23 protein-coding genes are annotated in these 24,542 nt (G+C 72.9%); 14 read left to right on the top strand and 9 right to left on the bottom strand.

The genetic code is table 11. From position 1 onward, the window contains the following. Positions 1 to 3 precede the first annotated feature (3 nt). Both ABZ562_RS26410 and ABZ562_RS26405 read left to right on the top strand, forming a co-directional pair. The gene (locus ABZ562_RS26410) at positions 4 to 1,059 is read left to right on the top strand and encodes an AEC family transporter (RefSeq protein ID WP_361484204.1); all 1,056 of its coding nucleotides are present in this window, start codon (positions 4 to 6) and stop codon (positions 1,057 to 1,059) included. A gap of 122 nt (positions 1,060 to 1,181) precedes the next feature. Further along, on the top strand, positions 1,182 to 2,018 hold the full coding sequence (locus tag ABZ562_RS26405) for an undecaprenyl-diphosphate phosphatase (protein WP_361484202.1): 837 nt from the start codon (positions 1,182 to 1,184) through the stop codon (positions 2,016 to 2,018). A gap of 50 nt (positions 2,019 to 2,068) precedes the next feature. Here ABZ562_RS26405 and ABZ562_RS26400 read toward each other — a convergent pair whose 3' ends face one another. Together ABZ562_RS26400 and ABZ562_RS26395 are read right to left on the bottom strand one after the other, a co-directional pair. Further along, the gene (locus ABZ562_RS26400; RefSeq protein WP_361484200.1) at positions 2,069 to 3,640 is read right to left on the bottom strand and encodes an AbgT family transporter; all 1,572 of its coding nucleotides are present in this window, start codon (positions 3,638 to 3,640) and stop codon (positions 2,069 to 2,071) included. Between the two features lie 5 nt (positions 3,641 to 3,645). Beyond that, positions 3,646 to 4,935 carry an amidohydrolase family protein gene (locus ABZ562_RS26395; protein ID WP_361484199.1) on the bottom strand — a complete coding sequence of 430 codons (1,290 nt, stop codon included), beginning with the start codon at positions 4,933 to 4,935 and terminating at the stop codon, positions 3,646 to 3,648. A gap of 126 nt (positions 4,936 to 5,061) precedes the next feature. On the opposite strand from ABZ562_RS26395, the gene ABZ562_RS26390 reads away from it, so the two are divergent. From ABZ562_RS26390 to ABZ562_RS26370, 5 genes are all read left to right on the top strand, one after another. After that, the gene (locus tag ABZ562_RS26390; RefSeq protein WP_361484197.1) at positions 5,062 to 6,135 is read left to right on the top strand and encodes an Lrp/AsnC family transcriptional regulator; all 1,074 of its coding nucleotides are present in this window, start codon (positions 5,062 to 5,064) and stop codon (positions 6,133 to 6,135) included. Between the two features lie 458 nt (positions 6,136 to 6,593). After that, on the top strand, positions 6,594 to 7,028 hold the full coding sequence (locus ABZ562_RS26385; RefSeq protein ID WP_361484195.1) for a hypothetical protein: 435 nt from the start codon (positions 6,594 to 6,596) through the stop codon (positions 7,026 to 7,028). Further along, positions 7,028 to 7,798, top strand: coding sequence for a transcriptional regulator (locus tag ABZ562_RS26380; RefSeq protein WP_361484193.1), 771 nt, complete (start codon positions 7,028 to 7,030; stop codon positions 7,796 to 7,798). The genes ABZ562_RS26385 and ABZ562_RS26380 overlap by 1 nt, the downstream gene beginning before the upstream one ends. A gap of 130 nt (positions 7,799 to 7,928) precedes the next feature. Next, entirely contained in the window at positions 7,929 to 8,336 is a 408-nt protein-coding gene (locus ABZ562_RS26375) for a roadblock/LC7 domain-containing protein (protein ID WP_361484360.1), read from the top strand. 41 nt (positions 8,337 to 8,377) lie between these two features. Then, positions 8,378 to 8,752 carry a hypothetical protein gene (locus ABZ562_RS26370; RefSeq protein ID WP_361484191.1) on the top strand — a complete coding sequence of 125 codons (375 nt, stop codon included), beginning with the start codon at positions 8,378 to 8,380 and terminating at the stop codon, positions 8,750 to 8,752. Positions 8,753 to 8,864: 112 nt separating this feature from the next. Here ABZ562_RS26370 and ABZ562_RS26365 read toward each other — a convergent pair whose 3' ends face one another. Then, entirely contained in the window at positions 8,865 to 9,995 is a 1,131-nt protein-coding gene (locus ABZ562_RS26365) for a DUF5954 family protein (RefSeq protein ID WP_361484189.1), read from the bottom strand. 188 nt (positions 9,996 to 10,183) lie between these two features. On the opposite strand from ABZ562_RS26365, the gene ABZ562_RS26360 reads away from it, so the two are divergent. The 4 genes from ABZ562_RS26360 (at position 10,184) to ABZ562_RS26345 (ending at position 14,192) form a co-directional block, all read left to right on the top strand. Next, positions 10,184 to 11,521 (top strand): gluconate:H+ symporter, encoded by a 1,338-nt coding sequence (locus ABZ562_RS26360; RefSeq protein ID WP_361484187.1) that lies wholly within the window; start codon positions 10,184 to 10,186, stop codon positions 11,519 to 11,521. An 80-nt stretch (positions 11,522 to 11,601) separates the two neighbouring features. Next, the gene (locus ABZ562_RS26355; protein ID WP_361484185.1) at positions 11,602 to 12,822 is read left to right on the top strand and encodes a cytochrome P450; all 1,221 of its coding nucleotides are present in this window, start codon (positions 11,602 to 11,604) and stop codon (positions 12,820 to 12,822) included. A 5-nt stretch (positions 12,823 to 12,827) separates the two neighbouring features. After that, positions 12,828 to 13,040 carry a ferredoxin gene (locus ABZ562_RS26350; RefSeq protein WP_361484183.1) on the top strand — a complete coding sequence of 71 codons (213 nt, stop codon included), beginning with the start codon at positions 12,828 to 12,830 and terminating at the stop codon, positions 13,038 to 13,040. Between the two features lie 33 nt (positions 13,041 to 13,073). Continuing rightward, positions 13,074 to 14,192, top strand: coding sequence for a PP2C family protein-serine/threonine phosphatase (locus ABZ562_RS26345; protein ID WP_361484358.1), 1,119 nt, complete (start codon positions 13,074 to 13,076; stop codon positions 14,190 to 14,192). 23 nt (positions 14,193 to 14,215) lie between these two features. Here ABZ562_RS26345 and ABZ562_RS26340 read toward each other — a convergent pair whose 3' ends face one another. Beyond that, positions 14,216 to 14,650 (bottom strand): ATP-binding protein, encoded by a 435-nt coding sequence (locus tag ABZ562_RS26340; RefSeq protein WP_361484181.1) that lies wholly within the window; start codon positions 14,648 to 14,650, stop codon positions 14,216 to 14,218. A gap of 153 nt (positions 14,651 to 14,803) precedes the next feature. Between ABZ562_RS26340 and ABZ562_RS26335 the strand changes: the two genes are divergently transcribed. Beyond that, complete coding sequence (locus tag ABZ562_RS26335; RefSeq protein WP_361484179.1) at positions 14,804 to 15,571, top strand: IclR family transcriptional regulator; 768 nt, start codon at positions 14,804 to 14,806, stop codon at positions 15,569 to 15,571. Between the two features lie 43 nt (positions 15,572 to 15,614). Beyond that, a complete protein-coding gene (gene glpK, locus ABZ562_RS26330) occupies positions 15,615 to 17,114 on the top strand; it encodes a glycerol kinase GlpK (protein ID WP_361484177.1) in 1,500 nt (499 codons plus the stop codon). A gap of 17 nt (positions 17,115 to 17,131) precedes the next feature. Here glpK and ABZ562_RS26325 read toward each other — a convergent pair whose 3' ends face one another. The 3 genes from ABZ562_RS26325 to ABZ562_RS26315 are packed head-to-tail and all read right to left on the bottom strand — an operon-like array spanning position 17,132 to position 19,948. Next, on the bottom strand, positions 17,132 to 17,965 hold the full coding sequence (locus tag ABZ562_RS26325) for a methyltransferase domain-containing protein (protein ID WP_361484175.1): 834 nt from the start codon (positions 17,963 to 17,965) through the stop codon (positions 17,132 to 17,134). Positions 17,966 to 17,990: 25 nt separating this feature from the next. After that, entirely contained in the window at positions 17,991 to 19,100 is a 1,110-nt protein-coding gene (menC, locus tag ABZ562_RS26320; protein ID WP_361484173.1) for an o-succinylbenzoate synthase, read from the bottom strand. After that, on the bottom strand, positions 19,097 to 19,948 hold the full coding sequence (locus ABZ562_RS26315; RefSeq protein ID WP_361484172.1) for a chorismate synthase: 852 nt from the start codon (positions 19,946 to 19,948) through the stop codon (positions 19,097 to 19,099). The genes menC and ABZ562_RS26315 overlap by 4 nt, the downstream gene beginning before the upstream one ends. Before the next feature lie 85 nt (positions 19,949 to 20,033). On the opposite strand from ABZ562_RS26315, the gene ABZ562_RS26310 reads away from it, so the two are divergent. Next, entirely contained in the window at positions 20,034 to 21,647 is a 1,614-nt protein-coding gene (locus ABZ562_RS26310) for a helix-turn-helix domain-containing protein (protein WP_361484170.1), read from the top strand. On the opposite strand, the gene dapE is transcribed toward ABZ562_RS26310, so the two are convergent. Next, positions 21,644 to 22,708, bottom strand: a complete 1,065-nt coding sequence (dapE, locus tag ABZ562_RS26305) for a succinyl-diaminopimelate desuccinylase (RefSeq protein ID WP_361484168.1) — start codon at positions 22,706 to 22,708, stop codon at positions 21,644 to 21,646. The two genes, ABZ562_RS26310 and dapE, sit on opposite strands and share 4 nt — an antisense overlap. After that, the gene (locus tag ABZ562_RS26300) at positions 22,705 to 24,141 is read right to left on the bottom strand and encodes an amino acid permease (RefSeq protein WP_361484166.1); all 1,437 of its coding nucleotides are present in this window, start codon (positions 24,139 to 24,141) and stop codon (positions 22,705 to 22,707) included. Before ABZ562_RS26300 ends, dapE begins: the two co-directional genes overlap by 4 nt. Positions 24,142 to 24,542: the final 401 nt, after the last annotated feature.

Genomic DNA, 24,542 nt, shown 5'->3' with positions numbered 1-24,542 from the left:
ACCATGACTTTTTCGCACATCTTCACCATCGTCGTGCCCGTGTTCCTCGTCATCGCCCTGGGCTACGGGGCCGGGCGGGGCACGTCGTTCGACGGACAGCGCGCGGACGCGCTCCGCGTGCTCACGATGGAGTTCGCCCTCCCGGCGTCCCTCTTCCTGGGCATCGCGAACACCCCGCGCCACATCCTGCTCAGCCAGGGCCCCCTGGTGGGGATGCTCGCCCTCGGGCTGCTCGGCCTGTTCGGGCTGATCCTGCTGGGGCTGAGCCTCATCGGCCGGCTGCCGCTGCAGCGGGCGTCGATCCTGGCGCTGGCCTCCGTCCAGCCGCAGTACGCCTTCATGGGCGTCACGATCCTGGGCAATCTGTTCGGCGAGGCCAAGGCCGCGATCCCGATCGCCATCGCGGGCATCCTCGTCAACGTCATCCTGGATCCCCTCGTGCTGATCCTGCTCAACCTCGGCCGCCCGCATGTCGCGGAAGCCACCGCGTCGGCGACCGCGCCCTCCCGCGTCCTGGTGACCGCGGGCGGCGGGCCGGCCGCGGCCGAGGAGGAGCGGGACGGCGGCACCGGGTCCGCGGCACCCGCGGCGGCGAGGCCCGTGCCGACCTGGATGAAGGTCCTGCGGCCGCTGCGCAAGCCCTTCGCCTGGGCCCCGCTGCTCGGACTGGTCGTCGCGCTGGTCGGCGTGCGTCCGCCCGAGATGATCGAGAACTCGCTGTCGCTGGTGGGCCAGGCCGCCTCGGGCGTGGCGCTGCTCTCGGTGGGCGTCACCCTCGCCCGCGTCGGCGTTCCGGAGCTGAGCCCGGGGGCCATCGCGATCGCGCTGACCAGCGTGGTCGTGCTGCCGCTGAGCACGTACGGCATCGGCCTGCTGCTGGCCGGCCACGAGGTCGCCGCGCAGACGGCCCTGATCCTGGCGTTCCCCGTCTCCCCGGTGCCGATGATGCTCGCGTCACAGCACGTCAAGGACGAGGAACACCGCATCGCCTCCTCCGTGATCATCAGCATCGTGCTGGCGTTCGCCACGCTGCCGCTGATGATCAACCTCACCGGCTAGCGGGAACGGACCCCGGTCCATGGCCCGTCGGTGCGCGCTCAGGCCGCGCACCGGCGGGCCATCTGTCTCAGAGGTGGCCGTGCTACAAAGAGGGGCACTTCGTCAGCACAGGGATGGCACCATTGAGCGCGATCAGTACCGGTCAGGCCGTGATCCTCGGCGTCGTCGAGGGGGTGACCGAGTTCCTGCCCGTCTCCTCCACCGGCCACCTCAAGATCACCGAGGGGCTGATGCACATCCCGGTGGACGACAAGGCCGTCGTCGCCTTCACGGCCGTCATCCAGGTCGGCGCCATCGCCGCGGTGCTGCTCTACTTCTCCAAGGACATCGTCCGCTTCGTGAGCGCCTGGGCCCGGGGCATCGCCAACCGGGAGCTGCGCGACCGGCACGACTACAAGTTCACCTGGTGGGTCATCTACGCCACCCTCCCCGTGGTGGCCGTCGGCCTCGCCGCCAAGCCGCTGATCGAGGGGCCGCTGGCGTCCCTGTGGGTGGTGGCCGGATCACTGATCGTGGGCAGCGGGCTGATGTGGGCGGCCGACCAGATGGGCCGCCACAAGCGCGGCGAGGACGACACCTCGCTCAAGGACGCCATGCTCGTCGGCGGCTCGCAGATCCTCGCGCTGCTCTTCCCCGGCTTCTCCCGCTCCGGCGCGACCATGTCCACCGGGCTGATCCTGGACCTGGACCGGGTGGCCGCCACCCGGCTGTCGTTCTTCCTCGGCCTCCCCGCCCTCACCGGTGCGGGGCTGTACGAGCTGAAGGACGCGCTCGGCGGCGGGGTCGCCGCGACGCCGCTGGTGGTGGGCACGGTCGTGTCGTTCGTCGTGGCGTACGCCTCGATCGCCTGGCTGCTGAAGTTCGTCGCCAAGCACTCCTTCAACGCCTTCGTGATCTACCGCGTCGCCGTGGGCGTCCTGCTGTTCGGCCTGCTGGGGACGCACGTCCTCACGGCCTGACCCTGCGCGAGGCCCCGGGCGGGCCGCCCGGGGCCGTTCACGAGGATCGATCACTTCAGGCCGATGGCCGCGCCCGGGCCCAGCGGCAGATCGAATCCGTAGAAGATCCCCAGGATCGCCAGCCATACCGCCAGGAACGGCACGACGAAGATGGCGAGCCGGGAGATGAGGGTGCCGAGCCGGGCCTCCGGCTCGTACTGGCGGACCATCGCCAGGATGAGCAGCAGGTAGGGGTTCATCGGGGTGAGGGCGCCGGTGGCCGAGTCGCCGATACGGAAGGCGGCCTGGCTGAGCGCCGGGCTCATGCCCATCAGCATGAACGCGGGGATGAAGACGGGCCCCACCAGGGACCACAGCGCGGAGCCGGAGACCACGACGAGGTTGAGGCAGGAGGCCATCAGGACGAACGCGATGATGGCCCAGAAGCCCGTGACGCCCGTGGAGTTGAGCAGCGCGGCGGCCTTCACCGCCAGCAGCACCCCGACGTTGGACCAGTTGAAGAGCGCGATGACCTGGGCGGCCACGAACATCATGACGATGTAGCCGGACATGTTCTTCACCGAATCGGTCATCGCGGTGACCACGTCCTCGGTACCGGTGAGCTTCTTCACCGTGAAGCCGTAGGTCAGCCCGGCCAGCAGGAAGGCGCCGAACAGGACGGGCACGATGCCGGTGAGGACGGGCGAGGGGACGAACGCCCCGCCGTCCCCGCGCAGCGGGGCCCCGGGTGGCAGCCACAGGGCGAGGACCGCCGCCAGATAGGCGCCCACCACGAGCGCGGTGGCCAGCAGGCCCTTGCGCTGCACCGGGGTGAGGGCCAGATCCTCCGCCTCGGGCGCGCCGTCGGCGGGCTCGTACGGCGTGAGGCGCGGTTCGAGGACGCGGTCGATGAGGAATCCGCCGAGCAGTCCGAGCACGATGCTGCTGGAGGCGGTGAAGAAGTAGTTGATGAGCAGGTGGATGTGGAGCCCGTCGGCGGCGGGCAGCACCGAGGCCGCCTGCTGGGTGATGCCGACGTAGAGGGCGTCGAGCGAGCCGATGGTGAATCCGGCGGCGTAGCCCGCGGTGACGCAGGCGAAGCCGCCGATGAGGCCCGCGACGGGATGGCGTCCGGCGCTCCTGAACACCATGGCCGCCAGCGGCGGGAGCACGATGGCGCCGACATCGCTCATCATGTGGGCCTGGCCGGCGACGACGGCCACCGCGTACGGGAGCACGGTGCGCGGGACCCGGGCCAGGGTGGCCCGCATGACCGTCTCCAGCAGACCGGTCCGCTCCGCGAGCCCGACCACCATGATCAGCACCAGCACGGCGCCGATCGGGGGGAAGGTCGCGAAGTTGGGGATCAGGTTCTCCAGCAGCCAGCGCAGCCCCTCGCCGGTGAACAGTCCGCCGATCTGCTTGGTGGTGTCGGTGCCGGGGACGGTGACGGAGACGCCGCCGAGGGCGAGGCCGGTGGAGACGACGGCCAGGAGCGCGAAGAGCCCGCTGAACAGGACGATGGGGTTGGGGAGGGCGTTGCCGGCGCGCTCGATGAGGGAGAGCACGCGGTCGAGGCGGCCCGGGAGCGGGGGGCTGGGGGTGGCGCTGTCCGGTGCCGGGAGACCGGTGAGTGAGCGCATGGGGGCTACCTTCCGGTGGGAGCCGCCGGGAGCAGCTGGTCCTTGCGGACGATGCCGTCCTGGACGACGAACGAAATGTTGGCGGGGTCACCGAGGACGCCGATGTGGTGGAGCGGATCGCCGTCGCAGAGGATGAGGTCGGCGGTGCGGCCGGCGGTCAGGGTGCCGAGCCGGTCGTCCACACCGAGGAGTTCGGCGGCGGTGCGGGTGCCGGCGACGATGGCGGCCATGGGGTCCATGCCCAGGTCCACCAGGTAGCTCAGCTCCATCAGGTTCTGGCCGTGCGGGCAGACGGCGGCGTCGGTGCCGAGCGCGATGCGGGCACCCCGCTCGATGGCGCGGGCGATGTTCTCCTTGGTGATGCCGGACCAGCGGACCTTCTTCTGGTAGTGGAACGGCGCCATGGTGTCCTTGTTGATGCCCGCGTACACGGTGGAGAGGGTCGGGACGACGAAGGTGCCGCGCTCCCCCGCCATCTCCAGGGCCTGGTCGTTCAGGCCGTAGCCGTGCTCGATGCTGGTGACGCCGCCGCGGATGGCGTTGAGGATGCCCTCGGTGCCCTGGGCGTGGGCGGCGACCGGCTTGCCACCGTGGCGGCGGCACTCGTCCACCACGGCCCGGATCTCCTCCTCCAGCAGCCCTTCGTCCTCCGGCTGGTCGTACGGGCTGCCCATGCCGCCGGTGGCGCAGATCTTGACCAGGTCGGCGCCCGCGCGCAGCACCTTGCGGACGGCGAGGCGGGATTCGTCCACGGTGTCGGCGATCTCGGACATGGCGCCGCCGCTGAGGTCGGTGCCGTCGGGCAGGCGTACATCGGCGTGGCCGCCGGTGTGGCTGATGATCCGTACGGCGGTGTGCAGCCGGGGGCCGGCGATCCGCCCGCTCTCCACCGCTGTGCGGTAGCCCGCGGAGAGTCCGCCCAGGTCGCGGGCGCTGGTGATGCCCGCGTCCAGGGTCTGCCGCATGCGCGTGGCGGTGTCGAACGTGACCAGCACCGGGTCGAGTTCGCCACGGCGGCCGGGCGGGGAGGCGTGCGCGTAGGCGAGATGGGTGTGGCAGTCGAAGAAGCCGGGGAGGACCGTGCGGCCCCCGGCGTCGATGACGCGGTACCGGGCGGTGTCGCCGCCGGGCGCGGAGGGCGCGGCCGCGGCGGGTCCGGCGTAGGTGAGGGTGCCCTCGGCGTCGCTGATCACGACGGCGTCGGTCACGGGGGACGCTCCGGTGCCGTCGATGAGGGTCGCGTTCTCGATGCGCAGCGCGGTCCGGACGGTTTCGGGGGCCAGCTGATCCTTCATGGGATCGGGTTCACTCCTCGCATGCGGAAAACAGGTACGGAGCAGTGTTGGGCCGGCGTGTTTTCTGCGTGCTACGGTGCAGCATTCCATCGAGAATCGGCCACCGAGCGCAGGAATCAGCCGCCCATGGACACGCAGTTTTCCGCCGGGCAACCGCCGGACGAGCTGGACGAACTGGACCGGGGGGTGGTGCACGCCCTGCAGATCCACCCCAGGGCCCCGTGGACGCTGGTCGGCGATGTCCTCGGGGTGAACCCGGTGACGGCCGCGCGGCGCTGGCACCGGCTGGAGGACGCGGGGCTGGCCTGGGTGACCGCCTATCCGCGGCTGTCCGACGCGCGCATCGTGGTGACCGCCGTGGTGGAGATCGACACCGAGCCCGGGGTGGGCGAGGAGGTGGCCGAGGCGCTGGCCGCCGACCCGGCGGTGGCGAACCTCAAGCTCACGGCCGGCAGCCGGGACCTGGTGGCCTCCGTGCAGACCGCGGACCTCGGGGAGCTGGCGCGCCTCGGCACGGTGCTGTTCCGGGGGCAGCCGGGGGTGCGGGCGACCCGTACCCATGTGGCGACGGCCGTACCCACCGAGGGCAGCCGGTGGCGGCTGCGCAGCCTGGACGCGGCGCAGTGCGCCCGGCTGGAGGCCGCGGCGGCCTGCCCCGTGCCCGAAGCGGCCCAGGGTTCCCCGGGCCGGGACGCGCTGGACGCGCGGCTGCTGGAGTTGCTGAGCACCGACGGCCGGATGTCCCTGCGGGACCTGGCGGCGGGCGCCGACGCGGGCCCCACCACGGTGCGCCGACGGCTGGGCGTGCTGCTGGCCTCATGGGTGAGCCTGCGCTGCGATCTGGCCCGGCCGCTGTCCGGCTGGCCGCTGTCCGCGGTGTACTTCGCGTCCGTACCGGCGCGGTATCTGCGGGAGGCCACCCGGGTACTGGCCGGGATGCGGGAGGTGCGGTCGTGCTCGATCACGGCCGGTCCGCACAACGTGGTGATCGACGTCTGGCTGCGCGCGATGAGCGATGTGCACGGCTTCGAGGCGCATGTGGCGCGGCAGGTGCCCCATCTGGCCATCGACGACCGCTCGGTGGTGCTGCGCACGGTGAAGCACATGGGGCGGCTGCTGGACCGGGACGGGCGCTGTGTGGGCGTGGTCCCGCTGCGCCAGCTACAGGAAACGCGGCGCGTGGCGGACGACGAGGACTGAGCGTCGGGATTCGGTCAGCTCAGCGCGCGGGACGCGCCCGGCGCCTATCCATCTGTCATATGCCTACGTAGGACAATCACATGATGCGTCTCCCTCGCGGTAACCCAGAAGAGCCTGTTCCCGCTACGCCCGGCCCGGCCCGGCGGTGACCCTGCGCGGTCGCGCCACGGGCGGCCCGGCGACCGCGTAGAGCCGGGGTCCCTCGCGTAACGACGGCCCCGGCGTGGCACGAAGGGCCTGGTCCGGGCGGTGCCCGCCGCACCGGCCGCTCCCCCGTCGCGCCGCCGCCGGGGCCCGCCGGGCCGTATCGGCCCACAAGGGCGGCGGACCCTACTACACGGCGTACGCGGTGTCGGCCCATCGACAGATTTCACCCCCATCCGCTGAACCGTGCGTAACCTCTCCGTCACTGGCGAAGCCCCCGGGTGCGCCACGGGCAACGCAGGAGGGGAGACCGCATGCCCGGAATCGACGAATGCCTGCTCGACGCCATGACGGTGAACGGCGCGCGCGGCGCCGCCGTGATCGAGTGGACCAGCGGGCTCGCGCTCGGCATGGTCGGCGAGACACGCGACGGCGACCCCGAGGCCACCGCGGCGGAGACGGCCGAATTGGCCCGCATGGCCGCCGAACAGTCCGCGTTCGCCGCCCTCGAACCGCGCGGCGAGGCTGACGGAGCCGGTGAGGGCGGGGAGTACGACGGCGGGGCGTTGGGGGAGGCGCCCGTGGAGGACCTGATCGTCACCACCCGCACCTGCTACCACCTGCTGCGCTTCGTCGACACCGCCTTCGACAGCGGTGTCTTCTTCTACCTGTGGCTCGACCGGCGCGAGGGGAACCTGGCGCTCGCCCGGCTGCGGCTGCGCGACCTGGCGCAGCGGCTGGCGCTTTGATGAGACCCGGCCCCGCACCCCGTCTCGCCGAACTGGCCGCCGAGCGGGCCAGCGGCGCCCTGCTGTGCGACGCGGGCACCGTCTATCTGGCGGACGGAAAGGTCGTGCACGCGGAGAGCCCGCTGGCCCCGGGCCTGGAGGTGCTGCTCATCACCGGCGGGCGGCTGACCGCCGACAGCTGGCGGGAGGCGGCCGGCCACCCGGCCGCCGCCGGGCGGGTCGGCCGGTTCCTCGTGGACAGCGGGCGGCTGACCGACGCGGAACTGGAGATCTGCCATCTGGGCGCGCTGTTCGACGCGGCCTGGTTCGCGCTCGGGCCGGGCAGCGGACCGCGCGGCTTCCAGCGGGGCGCGGCGCACTGGCTCGGCCCGGTGCGCCCGGTGGACCCGGTCGCTCTCGAACGGGAGATCCGGCGGCGCGGCGAACTGCTCGACAGCCTGTGGCCGTATCCGCGGGTGGACACCGAGCCGGTGGTGCTGCGCCGCCCGGACGGTCACCTCCCGCCGGTCACCCGCCGCCGGCGCGCGGTGCTGGCGCTCGTCGACGGGGTCCGTACCCCCGTCGGGATCGCCCGGGCGCTGGGCCGTCCCGCCTTCCACACGCTGCTCGACGTACGGCGGCTGGCGGCCGCCGGATACGTCGAGACGCCCCGAGCACCCCGCACCCCCATGCCGCGGGCCCCGGAACCCGGTCCGGCCGCGGTCGACTTCGCCGAACCCGACGCCCCCCTGCTGCGTCGGCTCCGTGACGCCCTGGAGGCACACCTGTGATTCCCCCGACCGCCCCCACCGTCGCATGCCTCCCGTCGTGAGACGCGCCCTGCGGCAGCGCCCGGACCCGCGGCAGCGCACGGATCCGCGCCGGCGCGCCGACCCGCGACAGCGTGCGGAAAGGAGAGAGCTGTTGGCCGCCGAGCCCGAAGTCCTGGACGAGCTGCGCCGATTGCGGGCCCGCGTCATCCATGTGACCGGCGCCCTGGTCGCCACCAGCGACGGTCTGGTGCTGGCCCACGACACGGCCACCATCGAGCCCGAGGGCGTCGCCGCGCTGACCGCCGCGGCCCTCGGGGTGACGCAGTCGCTGGCCGACGCCACCGGCCGGGGCGCCTTCCGTGAACTGCTGGTCCGCGGCGAGGAGGGCTATGTCGCCACGTACGCCGCGGGACCGGCGGCCGTCCTGACCGTGCTGGCGGACGGGCGCGCCAACGTGGGCCGTCTCCACCTGGAGGCCCGCCGGTGCGGCGCCCGCGTCGCCGAGCTGGTGGGCGACGCGCTCGGCAAGGCCGAGCGGAGCCGGCCTTCCCTGTAAACACCACTCGAAGAACCATCATCGAAAGGAACTGCCAGATCATGGCGAACACCCAGACCGCGCTCAAAGAGGCGATGACGTCCATCGAGGGCACCCTCGGCGTCGCGCTGGTCGACTACTCCAGCGGCATGGCCCTGGGCACCCTGGGCGGGGGCAAGGAACTCGACCTGACGGTGGCGGCCGCGGGCAACACCGACGTGGTCCGCGCCAAGGTGCGCACCATGGAACAGCTCGGCCTCAAGGACTCCATAGAGGACATCCTGATCACCCTCGGCACCCAGTACCACCTGATCCGGCTGCTGAAGGGCCGGAACAGCCAGGGGCTCTTCCTCTACCTGGCGCTGGACAAGAACCGGGCCAACCTGGCGATGGCCCGCCACCAGTTGCGCAGGATCGAGGCCGACCTGGAGGTCTGACCCTCCGCACCGGGCGCGGGCGACAGACGGATGACAGCATCCCCTGTCGCCCCGCTCGACCGCTGTCCGCCCGCGATCCAGGAGCGCCACTGTCACCTGACACCGCCGGTGCTCAGCGGCCCTCCTGGCGCGCCTTGCGGCGGGCCTCCTCCTCGTTGAACAGCTCGGCCAGCTTCCGGGTGTGCGCGTCGAGTTCGATGCCCCCGTCCTCGGCACCCTCGTCGTCCTCGGCGTCGCCTGTGAGCAGGCCCTGTTCGCGGAGCTGCTGGTCGTGGAGCTTGATCGGCGGCTGCGGATCCCAGTCGGAGGGCCGGGGGCCCTCGGGGCCGTCCGGTCCGATCCGTACCAGGCGCTCGACGCGCACGATCCTGAACAGCCGCCCGAGCACCCGCAGTTCATCGCCCCGGTCGGCGTCCAGCCGGTCCGCCGCGGCCGTGTAGGGGGCGCGCTCGGCGGGTTCGAGGCCGAGCTTCCACGGGATGAGGACACGCATCTCCAGCGCCAGGGTGTCCCGTGCGCCCTGGGGCGTGGTGGACGTCCCCGTACAGTCGGACCGCCACTCCCCGGCCGCCTTCTCGACCGTCATGAACGTCGGCGGCAGCAGCACGCCTCCCGGGTGGGTGTCCGCCGCCCGCAGGCAGTCGTCGCGCACCTCCCGCGGGACGCTGCCCCGCTTGGGCAGCATCGACAGCAGTTCGAGCTTCAGGATGCCGTCGGACACGCCGGTGGCGGTCACCGGGTCGATCACGAACCCCGAGGTGGGGTCGGGGGCCTTGTGGGCCTCCCCCGGCGGCGCCGGGTCCAGGTCGGTGATCCGCGGCGGTTCGGGCCCCTGCGGACCGGAGCGGAGGAAGCGCTCGGCCCGGACCACCCGGAACCGGCTGCCCAGGACCGTCATCTCGTCGATGACCTCCCAGTCCATCCGCTCCGCGGCCGCCAGGCACTCCTCGTGGGCCGCCCGGTCCCCGGTGGCCTCCGCCTCCTGCGCCATCTTGCGGAACTGACAGCCCATGCTCTCCCGGGCATCCTGCGGCGCCAGCCCCGAGAAGGGCGACACCAGCTCCCAGCCGCCCAGTTCACGCTCCCGCACCACCCCGAACACCGGACCGCCGGCCGAAAGGATCTCCGGATACACCTCCCGCGACCGCCATGCCTCCACATCCGCCACCGCCGCCACCGGCGCCTCCGGCGCGGCCACCCGGACCGTCCGATAGGCGGGGACGTTCTCGCCCTCTTCCGTCATGGGGCCAGCATGAGCACATACAAGCCGCTGGCGCGACAGAACGGCTGAAAGTCCATCCGACCGTGGGACGAGCCCTTGCGGCACCCCTCAACAACAAGGTGACGCACGCTTATTGACCCGCCGTCCGGCACCAACCTAGCCTCCATCTCCATACGTAGACCGTGTACACATACGTGGAGCGAGGTCGCATGCCACTTGTCATCGTCGGGATCAGCGTCCTGAGCCTGCTGTTCCTCATGACAAAGCTGAAGCTCAACGGCTTTATCGCGCTGCTCCTGGTGGCGGTCGGCGTCGCGCTGGTGCAGGGGGTGTCGCTGGAGAAGATCCCGGATGTCCTCGCGGGCGGCATCGGCGACCAGATCGGCGACACGATGATCGTCATCGGGCTGGGCGCCATGGTCGGCCGGATCATGGGCGACTGCGGCGCCGCACAGCGGATCGCGGGCAAGCTGGTCGACACCTTCGGGCTGCGCTGGGTGCAGGTGGCCATGGTGGTGACCGCGATGCTGATCGGCGTGACGATGTTCTACGAGGTGGCCTTCGTCATCATCGTGCCCATCGCGTTCACCATCGTCCGCGTCACCCGGGCGAACCTGCTGTGGGTCGGGCTGCCGATGTCCATCGCCCTGTCGACCATGCACAGCTTCCTGCCGCCGCACCCGGGCCCCACCGCGGTGGCCGCGACGTTCGACGCGTCGGTCGGACTGACCCTGCTCTACGGCCTGTTCTTCGCCGTACCGTTCGGCGCGCTGATCGCCCTGGTGTGGCCGCGGCTTCCGTTCGTCCGGCGGATGAACCCCGAGATCCCCCAGGGCCTGGTCACCGAGCGCACCTTCAGCGACGAGGAGATGCCCGGCATGGGCTGGTCGCTGTCGGTGGCGCTCTTCCCGGTGGTCCTGATCGCCGGGGCGGCGGTGTACGACATGGCCGTACCCGACTCCGACCCGGCCCTGCCGCTGGTCACCTTCATCGGCTCGGCGCCGATCGCCCTGCTGCTCACCCTGCTGCTGGCGGTGTGGGCGTTCGGCCCGCGGATCGGCCGGGGGCTGGCGGAGGTCAGCAAGTCGTGCAACTCGGCGGCCCAGGCGATGGCGATGATCCTGCTGGTGATCGGGGCGGGCGGCGCCTTCAAGGGCGTCCTGGTGGAGGGCGGGATATCCGACTACATCAAGGACCTCACGGACGGCTGGCCGGTATCCCCGATCTTCCTGGCGTGGCTCGTCGCGGTCATCCTGCGGATCGCCCTCGGCTCGGCCACCGTCGCCGTCGTCACGGCCGCCGGGGTGGTGCAGCCGATGCTCGACGGCAGCGGGGTCCACCCCGAACTCATGGTCCTCGCGGTGTCCTGCGGCTCCATCGCCTTCTCCCATGTGAACGACCCGGGATTCTGGATGTTCAAGGAGTACTTCAACCTCTCCGTCATCGATGCCATCAAGGCGCGCACCACGTACACCACGGTGCTCGCGGTGCTCGGCCTCGGCGGTGTCCTGGCGGTCGAGGCGAGCCTGGACGCGCTCGGCCTGTGACCCCCTCGGGCCACGGCGAGTAGTACCGCTTTATACCGATTACGCTCGAATAGGAAAGGCTGGTGGAAGGGAGCGCATCCGTGTCCGTCACCTCATCGGGGCCGTCCCCGGTCTCCTTGCCCAGACATCGCGGCTGCCCGTTCGACCCGCCCGGCGCGTACGGGGCGCTCCGCGAGCGGCGGAAGGCGGCGCGGCTGGCCTTCCCGGACGGCAAGGCGGGCTGGCTGCTCACCGGCTACGAGGACGTGCGCGAGCTGCTGGCGGACGACCGGTTCAGCGCGGACCGCGTCCGGGCCTCGTCGCCGGTCCGGGCGTTTCCGGTCCGGGAGGACGATCCGCGCCGGCTGGGCTCGTTCATCGGCATGGACCCGCCCGAGCACACCCGCTACCGGCGGCTGCTCTCCCGGTGGTTCACGGTGCGGCGGATGCGGGAGCTGCTGCCGCGCATCGAGGGGATCGTCACGGACCACCTGGACGCGATGGAGCGCACCGGCCCGCCCGCCGATCTGGTGCGGGCGTTCGCCCAGCCCATCCCGTCCCTGGTGATCTGCGAGCTGCTGGGGGTGCCGTACGCCGACCGGGCCGCCTTCCAGGCGTGGTCGGCGACCCTGTTCCGGATCGACGAGGACGAGGAGAAGATCTTCGCCGCCCGGGACGCGGTGTGGGACTACATGCGGGACCTGGTGGCGGCCAAGCGGCGGCGGCCGGACGGGGCGCTGCTGTCCCGGCTGGTCCACGACGCGGACCCGGCGGCGGCGTTCTCCGACGCGGAGCTGACCGGGGTGGGCCTGCTGCTGCTCATCGCCGGGCATGAGACGACGGCGAACATGCTGGCCCTGGGCACCTTCGCCCTGCTGTGCCACCCCGAGCAGGCGCGGCTGGTGCGCGAGCGGCCCGAACTGGCCGATGACGCGGTCGAGGAGCTGCTGCGCTATCTGACCATCGTCCAGTTCGGCACCGTCCGGGTCGCCCGGGAGGACGTGGAGATCGCCGGGGCGCGGGTGCGGGCCGGGGAGACCGTGGTCGCCTCGATCGCCGCCGCCAACCGGGACCCGGCCCGGTTCCCGGCCCCCGACGGCCTGGACATCACCCGCGATGCCACCGAGCACATCGCCTTCGGCCACGGCGTCCACCAGTGCCTGGGCCAGCACCTGGCCCGAATGGAGATGCGGACCGGCTACCCGGCGCTGCTCCGGCGGTTCCCCACCCTGCGGCTGGCGGTGCCGGCCGAGGAGGTGCCGCTGCGGGACGACATGCTCGTCTACGGAGTCCACCGGCTCCCCGTCACCTGGGAAGGGTGAGCGTGATGCGCGTCGAGGTGGACCGCGCCCGGTGCCGGGGCGCCGGGCAGTGCGCCCTGCACGCACCGGAGCTGTTCGACCAGTCCGAGGACGACGGCATGGTCGTCGTCCTGGACGACCACCCCGCGCCCGCGCTGCGCGGGAAGGCCCGGCTGGCCGCGCGGCTCTGCCCGAACAGCGTCATCCGCGTCGTGGGCGACGAGCCGGACGAGGGCTAACGCACCGTGCGCTCCAAGGAGCCCAGGAGCGTGATGGCGCCGTCCCGGAACACGCTGCCGGGCGTGCCCGCTCCCCCGGCCTGGCTGCGCTGGCTGCCGGTCCTGTATGTGGCGGCGATCCTGGCGATCGAGCCCGTGACCCCCGTCCAGTGGCCGGTGAGCTTCCTGCTCATCGCCCTGCCGGTGGTGGCCGCGTTCACGCTCGGCCCGGTCGGGGTCGCCGGTGTCACGCTGTTCACCGTGGCCTTCGAGGGGGTGCTGGCCGGGACCCCGTGCTGCGCGGGCCGCAGCGTCGGCTATCTGTGGGACCGCCACTACGTCGCCTCGTACCTCTCCACCGCCCTGGTGGGCGCCCTCGGCACCGCGCTGGCCGCTCACCGCGAGCGACAGGAGAAGCAGCTGGTGCACGCGGCCTCGGTGACCGAGGCCCTGATGCGCACCCTGCTGCGGCCGCTGCCGCACGAGGTCGGCCATGTGCTGACGGCCGGGCTCTACCGTCCCGCCGAGGCCGGGACCATGATCGGCGGTGATCTCTTCGACATCCGCGCCACCCGGACCGGGGAGCGGGCCATCATCGGCGATGTCCGGGGCAAGGGGCTGCAGGCGGTCCGTACCGTCGCCGATGTGCTCGGCGGCTTCCGCCAGGCCGTCTACGAACCCGGGGATCTGCGGCAGGTCTGCGCCCGGCTGGAGAGCCGGATGGCGCGGGAGGCCGCTGAGATCCCGGACGATGAGCTGTTCGTCACCGCCGCGCTGATCGAGTACGACCCGCTCGCGCACCGGCTGACGGTGATCAACCACGGGCACATCGAGCCCATCCTGATCTCCCGGGGCGAGGTGATGACACTGAGCGGGCCGCCGTCCCTGCCGCTGGGGCTGGGCTCACTGGCGAACGAGAGCCCGGTGCCCGTGCACCACCGCTTCCTGCGCGGCGATGTGCTGCTGCTGTGTACCGACGGGCTGATCGAGGCCCGCGATGTGACGGGGGCCTTCTATCCCCTCCTGGACCGGCTGCGCGCCCGGTTCGCCCAGGCCCCGCCCCCGGAGCCCATCGACGTCATCGAGTTCCTCAACACGGATCTGCCGGCCCACGCCCGCGCCCTCAACGACGACGTCGCCGTCCTCGCCCTCTCCCCGCACGAGCGCCAGTGAACCGGGCCGACGCCGCGCACCGGTCAGCCGACGGGCAGCTCCGCCCACCGGGTGACGACTCCCCCGCGGCCCGGGTGGGTGCCGTGGCGGGCCGAGAGCGCGGTGACGATGCCGAGCCCGCGCCCGTGTTCATCGGGCTCGATCTCCTCCGTCGAGCCGGGCCCGCTGGGCGCCGGTCCGCCGTCGGTGACCGCGATGTGCAGGGTGCCGCACTCCTTGGTCTCGCTCCAGCACAGCCGCAGAACGGCCGGGGGCAGGGCGTGCAGAACCGCGTTGGTGATCAGCTCCGAGACCACCAGCAGCGCGTCCTCCAGGGTGTCGGCGGCCAGCCCCCAGTCGGCCAGCAGCGCCTGTGCCCGCCGCCGCACGGTGGCGACGGCCTCGTGGAGATGCGGCACCGGAAAGTGATGATCGACGTATGCGCCACCGGTCCAGGGGATGGTCAGCTGATCCGTCATATCTCCTCCTTCCGGATGGTCCGCCGGTCCTGTTCCTCATGTCCTGCTACGGACGTTATGGGCGACGACCGGCGGGGTCAACGAATCCTGGTCGGCATTACCGAACGTTCCCGCCCGGGGGTGAACGCATGCCCGAAGAGCTACGATCACGTCATGGCCGGCCCGGTGCAGTCCATCGAGCGGGCGGCGGCGATCCTGCGGCTGCTCGCCCAGGGCTCCGGGCGGCTCGGGCTGGGCGAGGTGGCCACCTCGCTGGGCTTGGCGAAGGGCACCGCCCACGGCATTCTGCGCACCCTGCAGAGCGTCGACTTCGTCGAGCAGGACAGGGCCACCGGAAAGTACCAGCTCGGCGCGGCGCTGCTGCACCTGGGGACCAGCTACCTCGACATCAACGAGCTGCGGTCCCGCTCCCTCAACTGGGCCGACGCCCTGGCCGCCCGCAGCGGGGAGGCGGTCCGCCTCGGGGTGCCGCTGGAGGGCAAGGTGCTCATCGTCCACCATGTCTTCCGGCCCGACGACACCTTCCAGACCCTGGACGTCGGCTCGCTGCTGCCGCTGCACGCCAGCGCCCTGGGCAAGGTCCTGCTGGCGTTCGGGGCGACGCCGGTGGAGCCGCTGCTGGAGGCGGAGCCGGAGAGCTACACGCGGCACACGCTGGTCTCCCCGCAGGCGCTGAACCAGGCGCTGGGCGAGATCCGGGAGGCGGGATGGGCCGCCGCGGTCCAGGAAACCGTCACGGGTGAGGCGGACATCGCGGCACCGATACGCGGCCAGGGCGGCCTGGTCGTCGGCGCCGTCGGGGTGTCCGGCACCGTGGAACGCGTCTGCGACAGCAAGGGCCGGCCCCAGCCGTCACTGGTCGGCCTGACCCGGGACGCCGCACGGGCCATCTCCCGCGACCTCGGCGCGGCCCGCTGGTGACCCCCCATGTCCTGCTCGTATCCGCCCGAAGGCAGGCAAGGCCATGGTTGAACGCTATGTGATGTCCATCGATCAGGGCACCATGTCCACCCGGTGCATCCTCTTCGACCACCAGGGGCGGCTGGCGTCCGTCGCCCAGCGGGAACACCGGCAGCACTACGCCAGGCCCGGCTGGGTGGAGCACGACCCCGCCGAGATCTGGGCCAATCTGCGCCGGGTGGTGCCTCAGGCGCTGCGCGACACGGGCGCCGGGCCCGAACAGATCGCGTCGATCGGCATCGCCAATCAGCGCGAGACCACGGTGGTGTGGGACCGCCGTACGGGCCGCCCCGTGGGCAACGCGATCATCTGGCAGGACACCCGCACGGACGCGCTCGTGCAGGAGCTGCGGCGCAGCACCGGTGACGACTTCTTCCTCGACCGCTGTGGGCTCTCCCCCGCCACCTACTTCTCCGCGCCCCGCATCCGCTGGCTGTTCGACCACGTCGAGGGGTTGCGGGAGCGCGCGGAGCGCGGCGAGGTGCTGTTCGGCACGATGGAGAGCTGGCTGATCTGGAACCTCACCGGCGGTCCCTCCGGAGGCCTGCACATCACCGACGCCACCAACGCCAGCCGCACCATGCTGATGAACATCCGCACCCTCACCTGGGACGACGAGCTGCTGTCGTACTTCGGCGTGCCACGGGCGATGCTGCCCGACATCCGCCCCTCCGCCGAGGGCTACGGGGTGGCGAAGGCGGTGCTGCCGGGCGTGCGGATCGGCGCCGCCCTCGGCGACCAGCAGGCGGCGCTGTTCGGGCAGACCTGCTTCGCGCCCGGCGAGGCCAAGTGCACGTACGGCACCGGCAGCTTCCTGCTGCTCAACACCGGCACCCGCCTGGTCCGCTCCCGGCACGGGCTGCTCACCACCGTGGGCTACAAGGTCGGCGACGAGCCGCCCGTCTACGCCCTGGAGGGGCCGATCGCGGTCACCGGGTCGCTGGTGCAGTGGTTCCGCGACCGGCTGGGCCTGATCCACAGCGCGCCGGAGATCGAGACCCTGGCCCGCAGCGTGGAGGACAACGGCGGCTGCTACATCGTGCCCGCCTTCTCCGGCCTGTTCGCCCCGCACTGGCGCAGCGACGCGCGCGGCGTCATCGTCGGCCTCACCTCGTACATCACCAAGGGCCATCTCGCCCGCGCGGTGCTGGAGGCCACCGGCTGGCAGACCCGTGAGGTCGTCGACGCCATGAACGCCGACTCGCCCGAGCCGCTGAAGGCGCTGAAGGTCGACGGCGGCATGACGGCGAACAATCTGCTGATGCAGTTCCTGGCCGATGTGCTCGACGTGCCGGTGGTGCGGCCGATGGTGTCGGAGACGGTGTCCCTGGGCGCCGCGTACGCCGCGGGGCTGGCCGTCGGCTACTGGCCGGACCTGGAGGGGCTGCGCCGCAACTGGCACCGGGCCGGGCAGTGGATGCCCACGATGGATCCGGGGCGGCGGCAGACCGAGTACGAGAACTGGCAGCGTGCCGTGCGGCTGTCGTTCGGCTGGCTGAGATAGCCGCGGATCACGGGGGCTCAGGGGCGGCGCGCCCAGGCGGACACCATGGGGGCGGTGGCCAGGTCGAGGCGTCCGGTGGCGACGTGTCGCAGGTGCCGGTCGATCTCCTCGTCGGTGGCCAGGCCCGCGGCCACCAGCCGGTCGCGGATCTGCCGCACGGTGGCGGCCTCCAGGACCGTGCAGGCCGGTGAGGCGATGGGGAAGTACGCGTCGGCGCACACGTCCGTGAGGCCCGCCTCGCGCAGCAGCCGGGGCAGGGTGCGCCCGTAACCGAGGTCCGCGCCGCGCGCCGCCATCAACTCGCGGAAACCGGACCGCAGCCGGTTGGCGAGGCGCTGTTCGGGGCCGGACTCGTCCGGGCACAGCAGCGGCTGGAGCCCGGGGTCGGCGTCCTCCAGGAGCAGCCATCCGCCGGGCCGCAGCGCCTCGACCATCCGGCGCAGGGCCTCGGCCCGGTCGGGGACGTGCACCAGCACCAGGCGGGCGTGCACCAGGTCGAAGGGGCCGGACGGCGGCGGGTCGGCGGCCACGTCATGGCGCAGCACCTCGATCACCCGGCCGGGGCCGGTGGCCGTGGTGCGGGTCCAGGACACGTCGATGTCGGTGGCGATCACCTGCCCGGTGGGCCCGACCCGTTCCGCCAGCCCCTCGGGGACGGAGGGGCCGCCGGCGCCGACCTCCCAGCAGCGCATGCCCGGGCCGATGCCGAGCCGGTCGATGTGGCGGAAGGTGCCGGGGTCGAACAGCTCGGCCAGGGCACCGAACCGGATACCCGCCTCGGTCTGCCGGTTGTCCAGCAGATAGCCCCGCTCCTCGTCGGTCCTGCCGGCCCCGCCGTGCGCGCTGTCCATACCGCCGATCATGGCAGACCCGCGTTCACCGGGCGTACAGCACCCGGGTGGCCGTGGTGAAGCGGGCGAGGGTGTCCGGCAGCGGGGAGATGCCGATGCCGGGCGTGGTGGGCACCGGGAGGTGGCCGTCCACCAGGACGAACGGCTCGGTGATGTCCTCGGCGAAGTACCGCTTCGAGGCCGAGGTGTCGCCGGGCAGGGTGAATCCGGGGAGGGCGGCGAGGGCCAGGTTGGGGGCCCGGCCGATACCGGTCTCCAGCATCCCGCCGCACCACACCGGGACGCCGTGGGCGGTGGCGATGTCATGGATGCGGCGGGCCTCCGTATAGCCGCCGACCCGGGCCGGTTTGACGTTGATGACCCGGCAGGCGTCCATGGCGATCGCGGAGGCGGCGTCGCTCGCGGTGTGGATGGACTCGTCCAGGCAGACCGGGGTGGTGAGCCGCCGCTGCAATCGGGCGTGGGCGTGGAGGTTGTTCTCCGCCAGCGGCTCCTCGATGAGCAGCAGCTCGAAGTCGTCCAGTTTCCGCAGGTGGGCGGCGTCGGCGAGGGTGTAAGCGGTGTTGGCGTCGACCTGCAGGGGCAGCGCGTCGCCGAATCGGTCCCGTACGGCGCGCACCGGCTCCAGGTCCCAGCCCGGCTCGATCTTGAGCTTGATGCGGACGTACCCCTCGTCCAGATACCGCTCGACGTCGTCGATCAGCTCGGGGAGGGAGTTCTTGATGCCGACGGAGACGCCCGCGGGCACCCGGTCGCGGACCGAGCCGAGAAAGGTGGCGATCGGCATGCCGTAGGCGCGCAGTTCCGCGTCCAGCAGGGCCGTCTCCACGGCGGCCTTGGCGAGTTCGTGGCCCTTGATGGCGGCCATGGCGGGAGCGAGGGCCGCCGTCGTCGGCTCGGGGAGGGCGGCGACGCGGGGCAGCAGGAAGTCGCGGATCACGGTCTCGGCACCGGCGACGAATTCGGAGCAGTACAACGGCTCCGGATCGGCGGCGAACTCCGACCAGCCCTCGGCCTCGTCCGTGACGGCACGCAGCAGGAAGGTGTCCTTGGCTGTCATCGTCCCGAAGGAGGTGCGGAAGGGGGTGATGAGCGGAAGGGCGACGTGGAGCAGTTCGACGCGTTCGAGCCTCATGAGCGCGATTCCTCAAGGGGGTCCGGGGTGAGCAGGTACCAGCCGTCGCGGGACATCGAGGTCGCGCGCAGCCCCTCGGCGTACGCGCCGGTGAACACCTCCCGTACGGCGTGCCGCCAGCGCGAGCCCAGGGCGGGGTCGGCGGCGCGCAGCGCGACGATGTCCTCGGGCACCCGGCACCACAGCCGCCGGTCGTCCCGTACGGCGAGCGGTCCGCCGTCCGGCGCCCGGCGGACCTCCGTGGCACGCGCCCGGGCCGCCTCGTCCCCGGTGTCGTCGGCCGTTCCCGGGGTGTTCAGGTCCCAGTCGGCGGTGAGCCGGTCGCTCTCGTCGCCGTCGTTCACCCCGTCGTTCATCGGCCCGTACAGGTCGACCAGGTACTCGGCCCCGACGGCGCCCAGCTTGACCAGGTTGAACCGGGCGTTGCGGCGCACCAGCGGGTCGAACGTCCAGCGCATGACGCGGGCGCCGCGCTCCAGCGCCCAGACCCGCTGGGCCTGCTTGAGCGCGAAGCCGACGCCGCGGTCGGAGGCGCCGGCCGCCGCCACGAACGAGTACGCGCCCCGGTCGGCGGGCGGTCCGAACACCGCGACCGCCGCCCCCGCGAGCCGCTCGCCGCGCGGCCCGGCGGCATACGCGGCGTGCACCGCGCCGCCCGCGTGCACGAGGCTGTGCAGCACCTCGCTGGGGTAGGGCGGATTGGTGTGCGGCAGCTGCCATACGTCGGCGAGGAAGTCGGCCACCGCCCGGATACCGGCCACATCGTCCACGGTGCGGACGCCGACCCCGGCGGTGTGGGCGGCGGCGGACGCGAGCGCACCGGCGTCCATCGTCACTGCTGGTGTCATGGCACCGAGTCTCCCGGGCAGCGTCCCGGCGCCCCTTGTCCGGACGCACAAAGACGCTCTAGGGTCCTGTGACGATCGGCCAACGGTGACGATCGGCCCTTGGCACCCGGCGACGATCGGACACCGCACCATGCACGCCCGCACCCTCGGGGATGTCCTCGCCGTTCTCGGCGAGCCCACCCTGCGCCCGCTCACTCCCGCCGCGGCTCTCACCGCGCCCGTCACCGAGGTGCTGCTGTACGACGCCCACGCGCCGCTGCCGTCGCGGGCGCCCGGCGCGCTGCTGCTGGCCGTCGGGGTGCGGGCGGAGGAGGCCGGGCCGCTGGTGCGGGAGGCGGCCGCCGCCGGTATGGCCGGGGTCGTGGTGCGCGGCGCGGCGGGGCCGGTCGCCGAGGCGGAGGGGTGCGGTACGGCCCTGCTCGCCGTGGACGAGGACGCCGCCTGGCACCACGTCCATCTGCTGCTCGCGCAGAGCCTCGGGGCGCGGCCGTCCCCGGCGGGCGACGGGGCCGCGCTCGGGGATCTGTTCTCGCTGGCGGGCGCGGTGGCGGCGGCGGTGGGCGGCGCCACCGTCATCGAGGATCCGCGGCAGCGCGTCCTGGCGTACTCCACCGTGCCCGGGCAGCCGGTCGACGAGGCCCGGCGGCAGGGCATCCTCGGCCGTCAGGTGCCGGACAGCCCGGAGAACACCGCGCAGTACCGGGAGCTGTTCGCCGCCGGCGGCCCGGTCCGGCTCGCCGCCCTCGGCGAGGGCGAGCTGCCACGGCTGGCCGTCGCCGTCCGGGCGGGCGGCGAAACCCTCGGCTCCCTGTGGGTCGTGGACGACGGGACGCTCGCCCCCGACGCCGGGGCACAGCTCGCCCAGGGCGCCTCCACCGCCGCCCTCCTGCTGCTGCGGGCACGGGCGGCGGCCGAGCTGTCCCGGCATCTGACCGGCGATCTGCTGCGCCGCCTGCTGGACGGCACCACCGAACCCGCCACCGCCGCCCAGCGCCTGGGCCTCGCCCCCGGCGCCCCGCTGCGGGTGGCGGCCTTCGCCCTGGATCCCGGCGCTTCCGCGCCGGACGGCGAACAGGCCGCGCTGCGGCTGCTGGACCTCGTACGGCTGCAGTGCGAGGCGCGGTACGGGCGGCAGGCGTGTGTGCTGGTCGACGGGGTGGTGTACGCGCTGCTGCCCGGGCCCGCCGGGGAGCGGCAGCGGCGGTTCGCGGAGGACATCGTGCGGCGCGCCGGGCAGGCGCTGCGGGTGCCGGTGCGGGCCGGGCTCGGCGAGGTGGTGCCGGACCCGGCGGAGCTGCCCGGCTCCCGGGAGGACGCCGATCTGGTGCTGCGGGTGCTCCGGCCGGACGAGACGGTCGCGGCGGTGCACGAGGTACGGGCCCGGGTCGTCCTGTTCCGGCTCGCCGGAGTCCTCGGCGAGCGGCGTGAGCTGGCGGCGGGGGCGTGGCGGAAGGTGCTCGCGTACGACACCGATCACGGGACGGACTACGCCCGCACCCTGGTGTGCTGGCTGGACGCGGGCTGCGACATGGCCCGGGCGGCGAAGCGGCTGGCCGTGCACCCCAACACCTGCCGCTACCGGCTCCGCCAGGTGCGCTCCCAGCTCGGCATCGACCTGGACGACCCGGACGAGCGGCTGGTGCTGTGGCTTCAGCTGCGGACACTCGCGGGCCTGCGCGGCACCGGGGCCGACGGTTAGCCGCCGAGCCAGTCCGCGAGCCGTGTCTCGCACTCGCGCAGCTGGGCCAGGGGCACGTACTCGCCCGGGGTGTGGGCCAGGGACGGGTCGCCCGGGCCGTAGTTGAGGGCCGGCGTGCCGAGCGCGGTGAAGCGGGCGACGTCGGTCCAGCCCAGCTTGGGCCGGGGCACCGCGCCCACCGCGGTCACGAAGGAGGCGGCGGCGGGGCGGTCGAGGCCGGGGAGGGCGCCGGGGGTGACCTCGGTGACCTCGACCTGGTACTCGGGGAAGAGGTCCCGTACGTAAGCCTCGGCTCCCTCGGCCGAACGGCTGGGCGCGAAGCGCAGATTGACGGTGATCACGCAGCTGTCGGGGACGACGTTCTCGGCCACCCCCGCGCGCACGGCGACGGCGCTCAGCCCCTCGCGGTACTCCAGGCCGTCGATGACGACGCGTTCGGCGGTGTGCTCGTCCAGGCGCCGCAGGACGGTGGCGGCGCGGTGGGCGGCGTTGACGCCCTGCCAGGCGCGGGCGGTGTGCGCGCGGGCGCCGCGCACGGTGATGTCGGCCATCAGCATGCCCTGGCAGCCCGCCTCGACCCCGGCGTCGGAGGGTTCCATGAGGATCGCGAGGTCGGCGTGGAGCAGTTCGGGGCGGGCCGCGGCGATGCGGGCGAGGCCGTTGCGGTCGCCGGAGACCTCTTCGCAGGCGTAGAAGACGTAGGTCACGTCGTGGACCGGGGCGGTGAGGGTGGCCGCGAGCCGCAGCGCCACCGCGACACCGCCCTTCATGTCGCAGGCGCCGAGCCCGTGGAGCCGTTCCGGGTCCAGGCGGGCGGGCAGGTTTCCGGCGGCCGGGACGGTGTCCAGATGGCCCGCGACGATCACGCGCCGGTCGCGGCCGAGGCCGGTGCGGGCCACCACGGAGTCGCCGATCCGCTCGACCGTCAGATGCGGCAGGGCGCGCAGCGCGGTCTCGACGGCGTCGGCGAGCGCCGCCTCCTCGCCGCTCTCGGACGGGATGTCGACCAGGGCGCGGGTGAGCGCGACGACATCGGCGGCCGGATCGGGAACGGTGGTCATGACGCGGTCTCCTGAACGGTCTTCTCGTCGGTGGCGGTACGGCCCAGCGCGGAGTGGCGGATGCCGTAGAGCCCGTAGACGGCGAGCCCCGCCGCCATCCAGGCGCCGAACGCGATCCAGGTGTCGGCGCCGAGCCCGTACATCACGTACGCGCAGGCGGCCACGCCGAGCAGCGGTGTCAGCGGTGCGAAGGGCACCCGGAAGCCGCGGGGTGCGTCCGGGCTGCGCCGCCGCAGGATCAGCACCGCCAGGTTGACCAGGGCGAACGCGAAGAGGGTGCCGATGCTGGTGGCGTCGGCGAGGGCGCCGAGCGGAATGAGCGCGGCGAGGACCGCGACGAAGGCGGTGACGATGACGGTGCCCGCGCGCGGTACCCCGGTGCGCGGATGGACGGTGGAGAACAGCGGGGGCATCAGCCCGTCGCGGGACATCGCGAAGAGGATGCGGATCTGGCCGTAACTCACGGTCAGCACGACGCTCGTGGTGGCGATGACCGCGCCGATGGACAGCAGGACGGGCCACAGGTCGCCGCCGCCGACCGACGTCACCAGCACCTGGCTCAGCGTGGCCTCGGTGCCCGCGAACCGCTGCCAGGGCATCGCCCCGACCGCCGCCAGCGCGACCGCGCAGTACAGGGCGGTGACCAGGGCGAGCGAGAGGATGATGGCGCGCGGCAGATCGCGCTGCGGGTTCTTCGCCTCCTCCCCGGCCGTGGACGCGGCGTCGAAGCCGATGTAGGAGAAGAACAGCGACGCGGCGCCCGCGGTCATCCCGGCGGTGCCGAGCGGGAAGAGCGGGCGGAAGTTCCCGGCGTGGAACGCGGTGAAGGCGACCGCGCAGAACATCACCAGCACGACGACCTTCACCGTCACCATGACGGCGTTGGCGACCGCGCTCTCCCGCGCCCCGCGCAGCAGCACCACCATGGCGAGGAGGACGATCACGGCGGCGGGCACGTTCAGCACTCCGCCGTCGCCCGGCGGGGCGGCGAGCGAGTCCGGCAGCGTCCAGCCGGCGGTGAGCTGGAGCAGTTCGTTGACGTACTGGCCCCAGCCGACCGCGACCGCGGCCACCGACACCCCGTACTCCAGGATCAGACACCAGCCGCAGACCCAGGCCACCAGCTCGCCGAGGGTGGCGTAGGTGTAGCTGTACGAGGACCCGGCCCCCGGGATCATGCCCGCCAGCTCGGCGTACGACAGCGCCGAGAACAGCGCGGTGACCCCGGCGACCACGAAGGACACCACCACCGCCGGACCGGCCTCGGGGACGGCCTCGCCCAGCACCACGAAGATCCCGGTGCCGAGGGTGGCGCCGACGCTGAGCAGCGTGAGCTGGCTCAGCCCCATGGTGCGCCGCAGCGGGCCGCCGCTCGCGTCGGCGACCAGGCCCGCCACGCTCCGGCGCCTCGTCAGCTTGTTCTCACCGTGCACCGACCCGCTCCTTCCGCTGCCGCATGGCCCCTGATGATGCTCCGGCGGGGTGGGCGCGGGGGTGCGCGCATCGGCCAAGATGCCGGGGCGCGGTTTGAACGATCGGCCAAGCGACGCCCCGCCGCGGGCAGTGGCCGGATAGGGACCGCCCGGCCCGGGGCCGCTGTGAGTCCGGACACAGGATCACCGGCCGCCGCGAAGGGGTGCGGCGAGCCCCGCACCGCGGCCGGGAAACCGGCTCCCACCAGGCACATCGCGCGAAGTGCGGCGGCGGGCGGGGGTGCGGGGCCACCGCGCCGCGCGGCCACCGCCCGGGGCCGTGGGCGCTCCGTGACGCCGGGGCCTGCTGTTAACGCTGGGTAAACTGCCTGCTCGGCGTATGCGGCGCCGGTTCGGTTGGG

The organism is Streptomyces sp. NPDC019937 (genome assembly GCF_040631655.1).
GTDB lineage: Bacteria > Actinomycetota > Actinomycetes > Streptomycetales > Streptomycetaceae > Streptomyces.
Note: the sequence above shows the minus strand (reverse complement) of the source record. Positions and strands in the feature narration are given on the sequence as shown.

What these genes read in the sequence shown, in the direction of transcription:
- ABZ562_RS26365 (WP_361484189.1), bottom strand. Translation starts at nt 9,995, where the DNA reads ATGACGGAAGAGGGCGAGAACGTCCCCGCCTATCGGACGGTCCGGGTG.
- ABZ562_RS26390 (WP_361484197.1), top strand. Translation starts at nt 5,062, where the DNA reads ATGGACACGCAGTTTTCCGCCGGGCAACCGCCGGACGAGCTGGACGAA.
- ABZ562_RS26315 (WP_361484172.1), bottom strand. Translation starts at nt 19,948, where the DNA reads ATGACACCAGCAGTGACGATGGACGCCGGTGCGCTCGCGTCCGCCGCC.
- ABZ562_RS26325 (WP_361484175.1), bottom strand. Translation starts at nt 17,965, where the DNA reads ATGGACAGCGCGCACGGCGGGGCCGGCAGGACCGACGAGGAGCGGGGC.
- ABZ562_RS26395 (WP_361484199.1), bottom strand. Translation starts at nt 4,935, where the DNA reads ATGAAGGATCAGCTGGCCCCCGAAACCGTCCGGACCGCGCTGCGCATC.
- menC (WP_361484173.1), bottom strand. Translation starts at nt 19,100, where the DNA reads ATGAGGCTCGAACGCGTCGAACTGCTCCACGTCGCCCTTCCGCTCATC.
- ABZ562_RS26370 (WP_361484191.1), top strand. Translation starts at nt 8,378, where the DNA reads ATGGCGAACACCCAGACCGCGCTCAAAGAGGCGATGACGTCCATCGAG.
- ABZ562_RS26400 (WP_361484200.1), bottom strand. Translation starts at nt 3,640, where the DNA reads ATGCGCTCACTCACCGGTCTCCCGGCACCGGACAGCGCCACCCCCAGC.
- ABZ562_RS26410 (WP_361484204.1), top strand. Translation starts at nt 4, where the DNA reads ATGACTTTTTCGCACATCTTCACCATCGTCGTGCCCGTGTTCCTCGTC.
- glpK (WP_361484177.1), top strand. Translation starts at nt 15,615, where the DNA reads ATGGTTGAACGCTATGTGATGTCCATCGATCAGGGCACCATGTCCACC.
- ABZ562_RS26340 (WP_361484181.1), bottom strand. Translation starts at nt 14,650, where the DNA reads ATGACGGATCAGCTGACCATCCCCTGGACCGGTGGCGCATACGTCGAT.
- ABZ562_RS26360 (WP_361484187.1), top strand. Translation starts at nt 10,184, where the DNA reads ATGCCACTTGTCATCGTCGGGATCAGCGTCCTGAGCCTGCTGTTCCTC.
- dapE (WP_361484168.1), bottom strand. Translation starts at nt 22,708, where the DNA reads ATGACCACCGTTCCCGATCCGGCCGCCGATGTCGTCGCGCTCACCCGC.
- ABZ562_RS26380 (WP_361484193.1), top strand. Translation starts at nt 7,028, where the DNA reads ATGAGACCCGGCCCCGCACCCCGTCTCGCCGAACTGGCCGCCGAGCGG.
- ABZ562_RS26385 (WP_361484195.1), top strand. Translation starts at nt 6,594, where the DNA reads ATGCCCGGAATCGACGAATGCCTGCTCGACGCCATGACGGTGAACGGC.
- ABZ562_RS26345 (WP_361484358.1), top strand. Translation starts at nt 13,074, where the DNA reads ATGGCGCCGTCCCGGAACACGCTGCCGGGCGTGCCCGCTCCCCCGGCC.
- ABZ562_RS26350 (WP_361484183.1), top strand. Translation starts at nt 12,828, where the DNA reads ATGCGCGTCGAGGTGGACCGCGCCCGGTGCCGGGGCGCCGGGCAGTGC.
- ABZ562_RS26335 (WP_361484179.1), top strand. Translation starts at nt 14,804, where the DNA reads ATGGCCGGCCCGGTGCAGTCCATCGAGCGGGCGGCGGCGATCCTGCGG.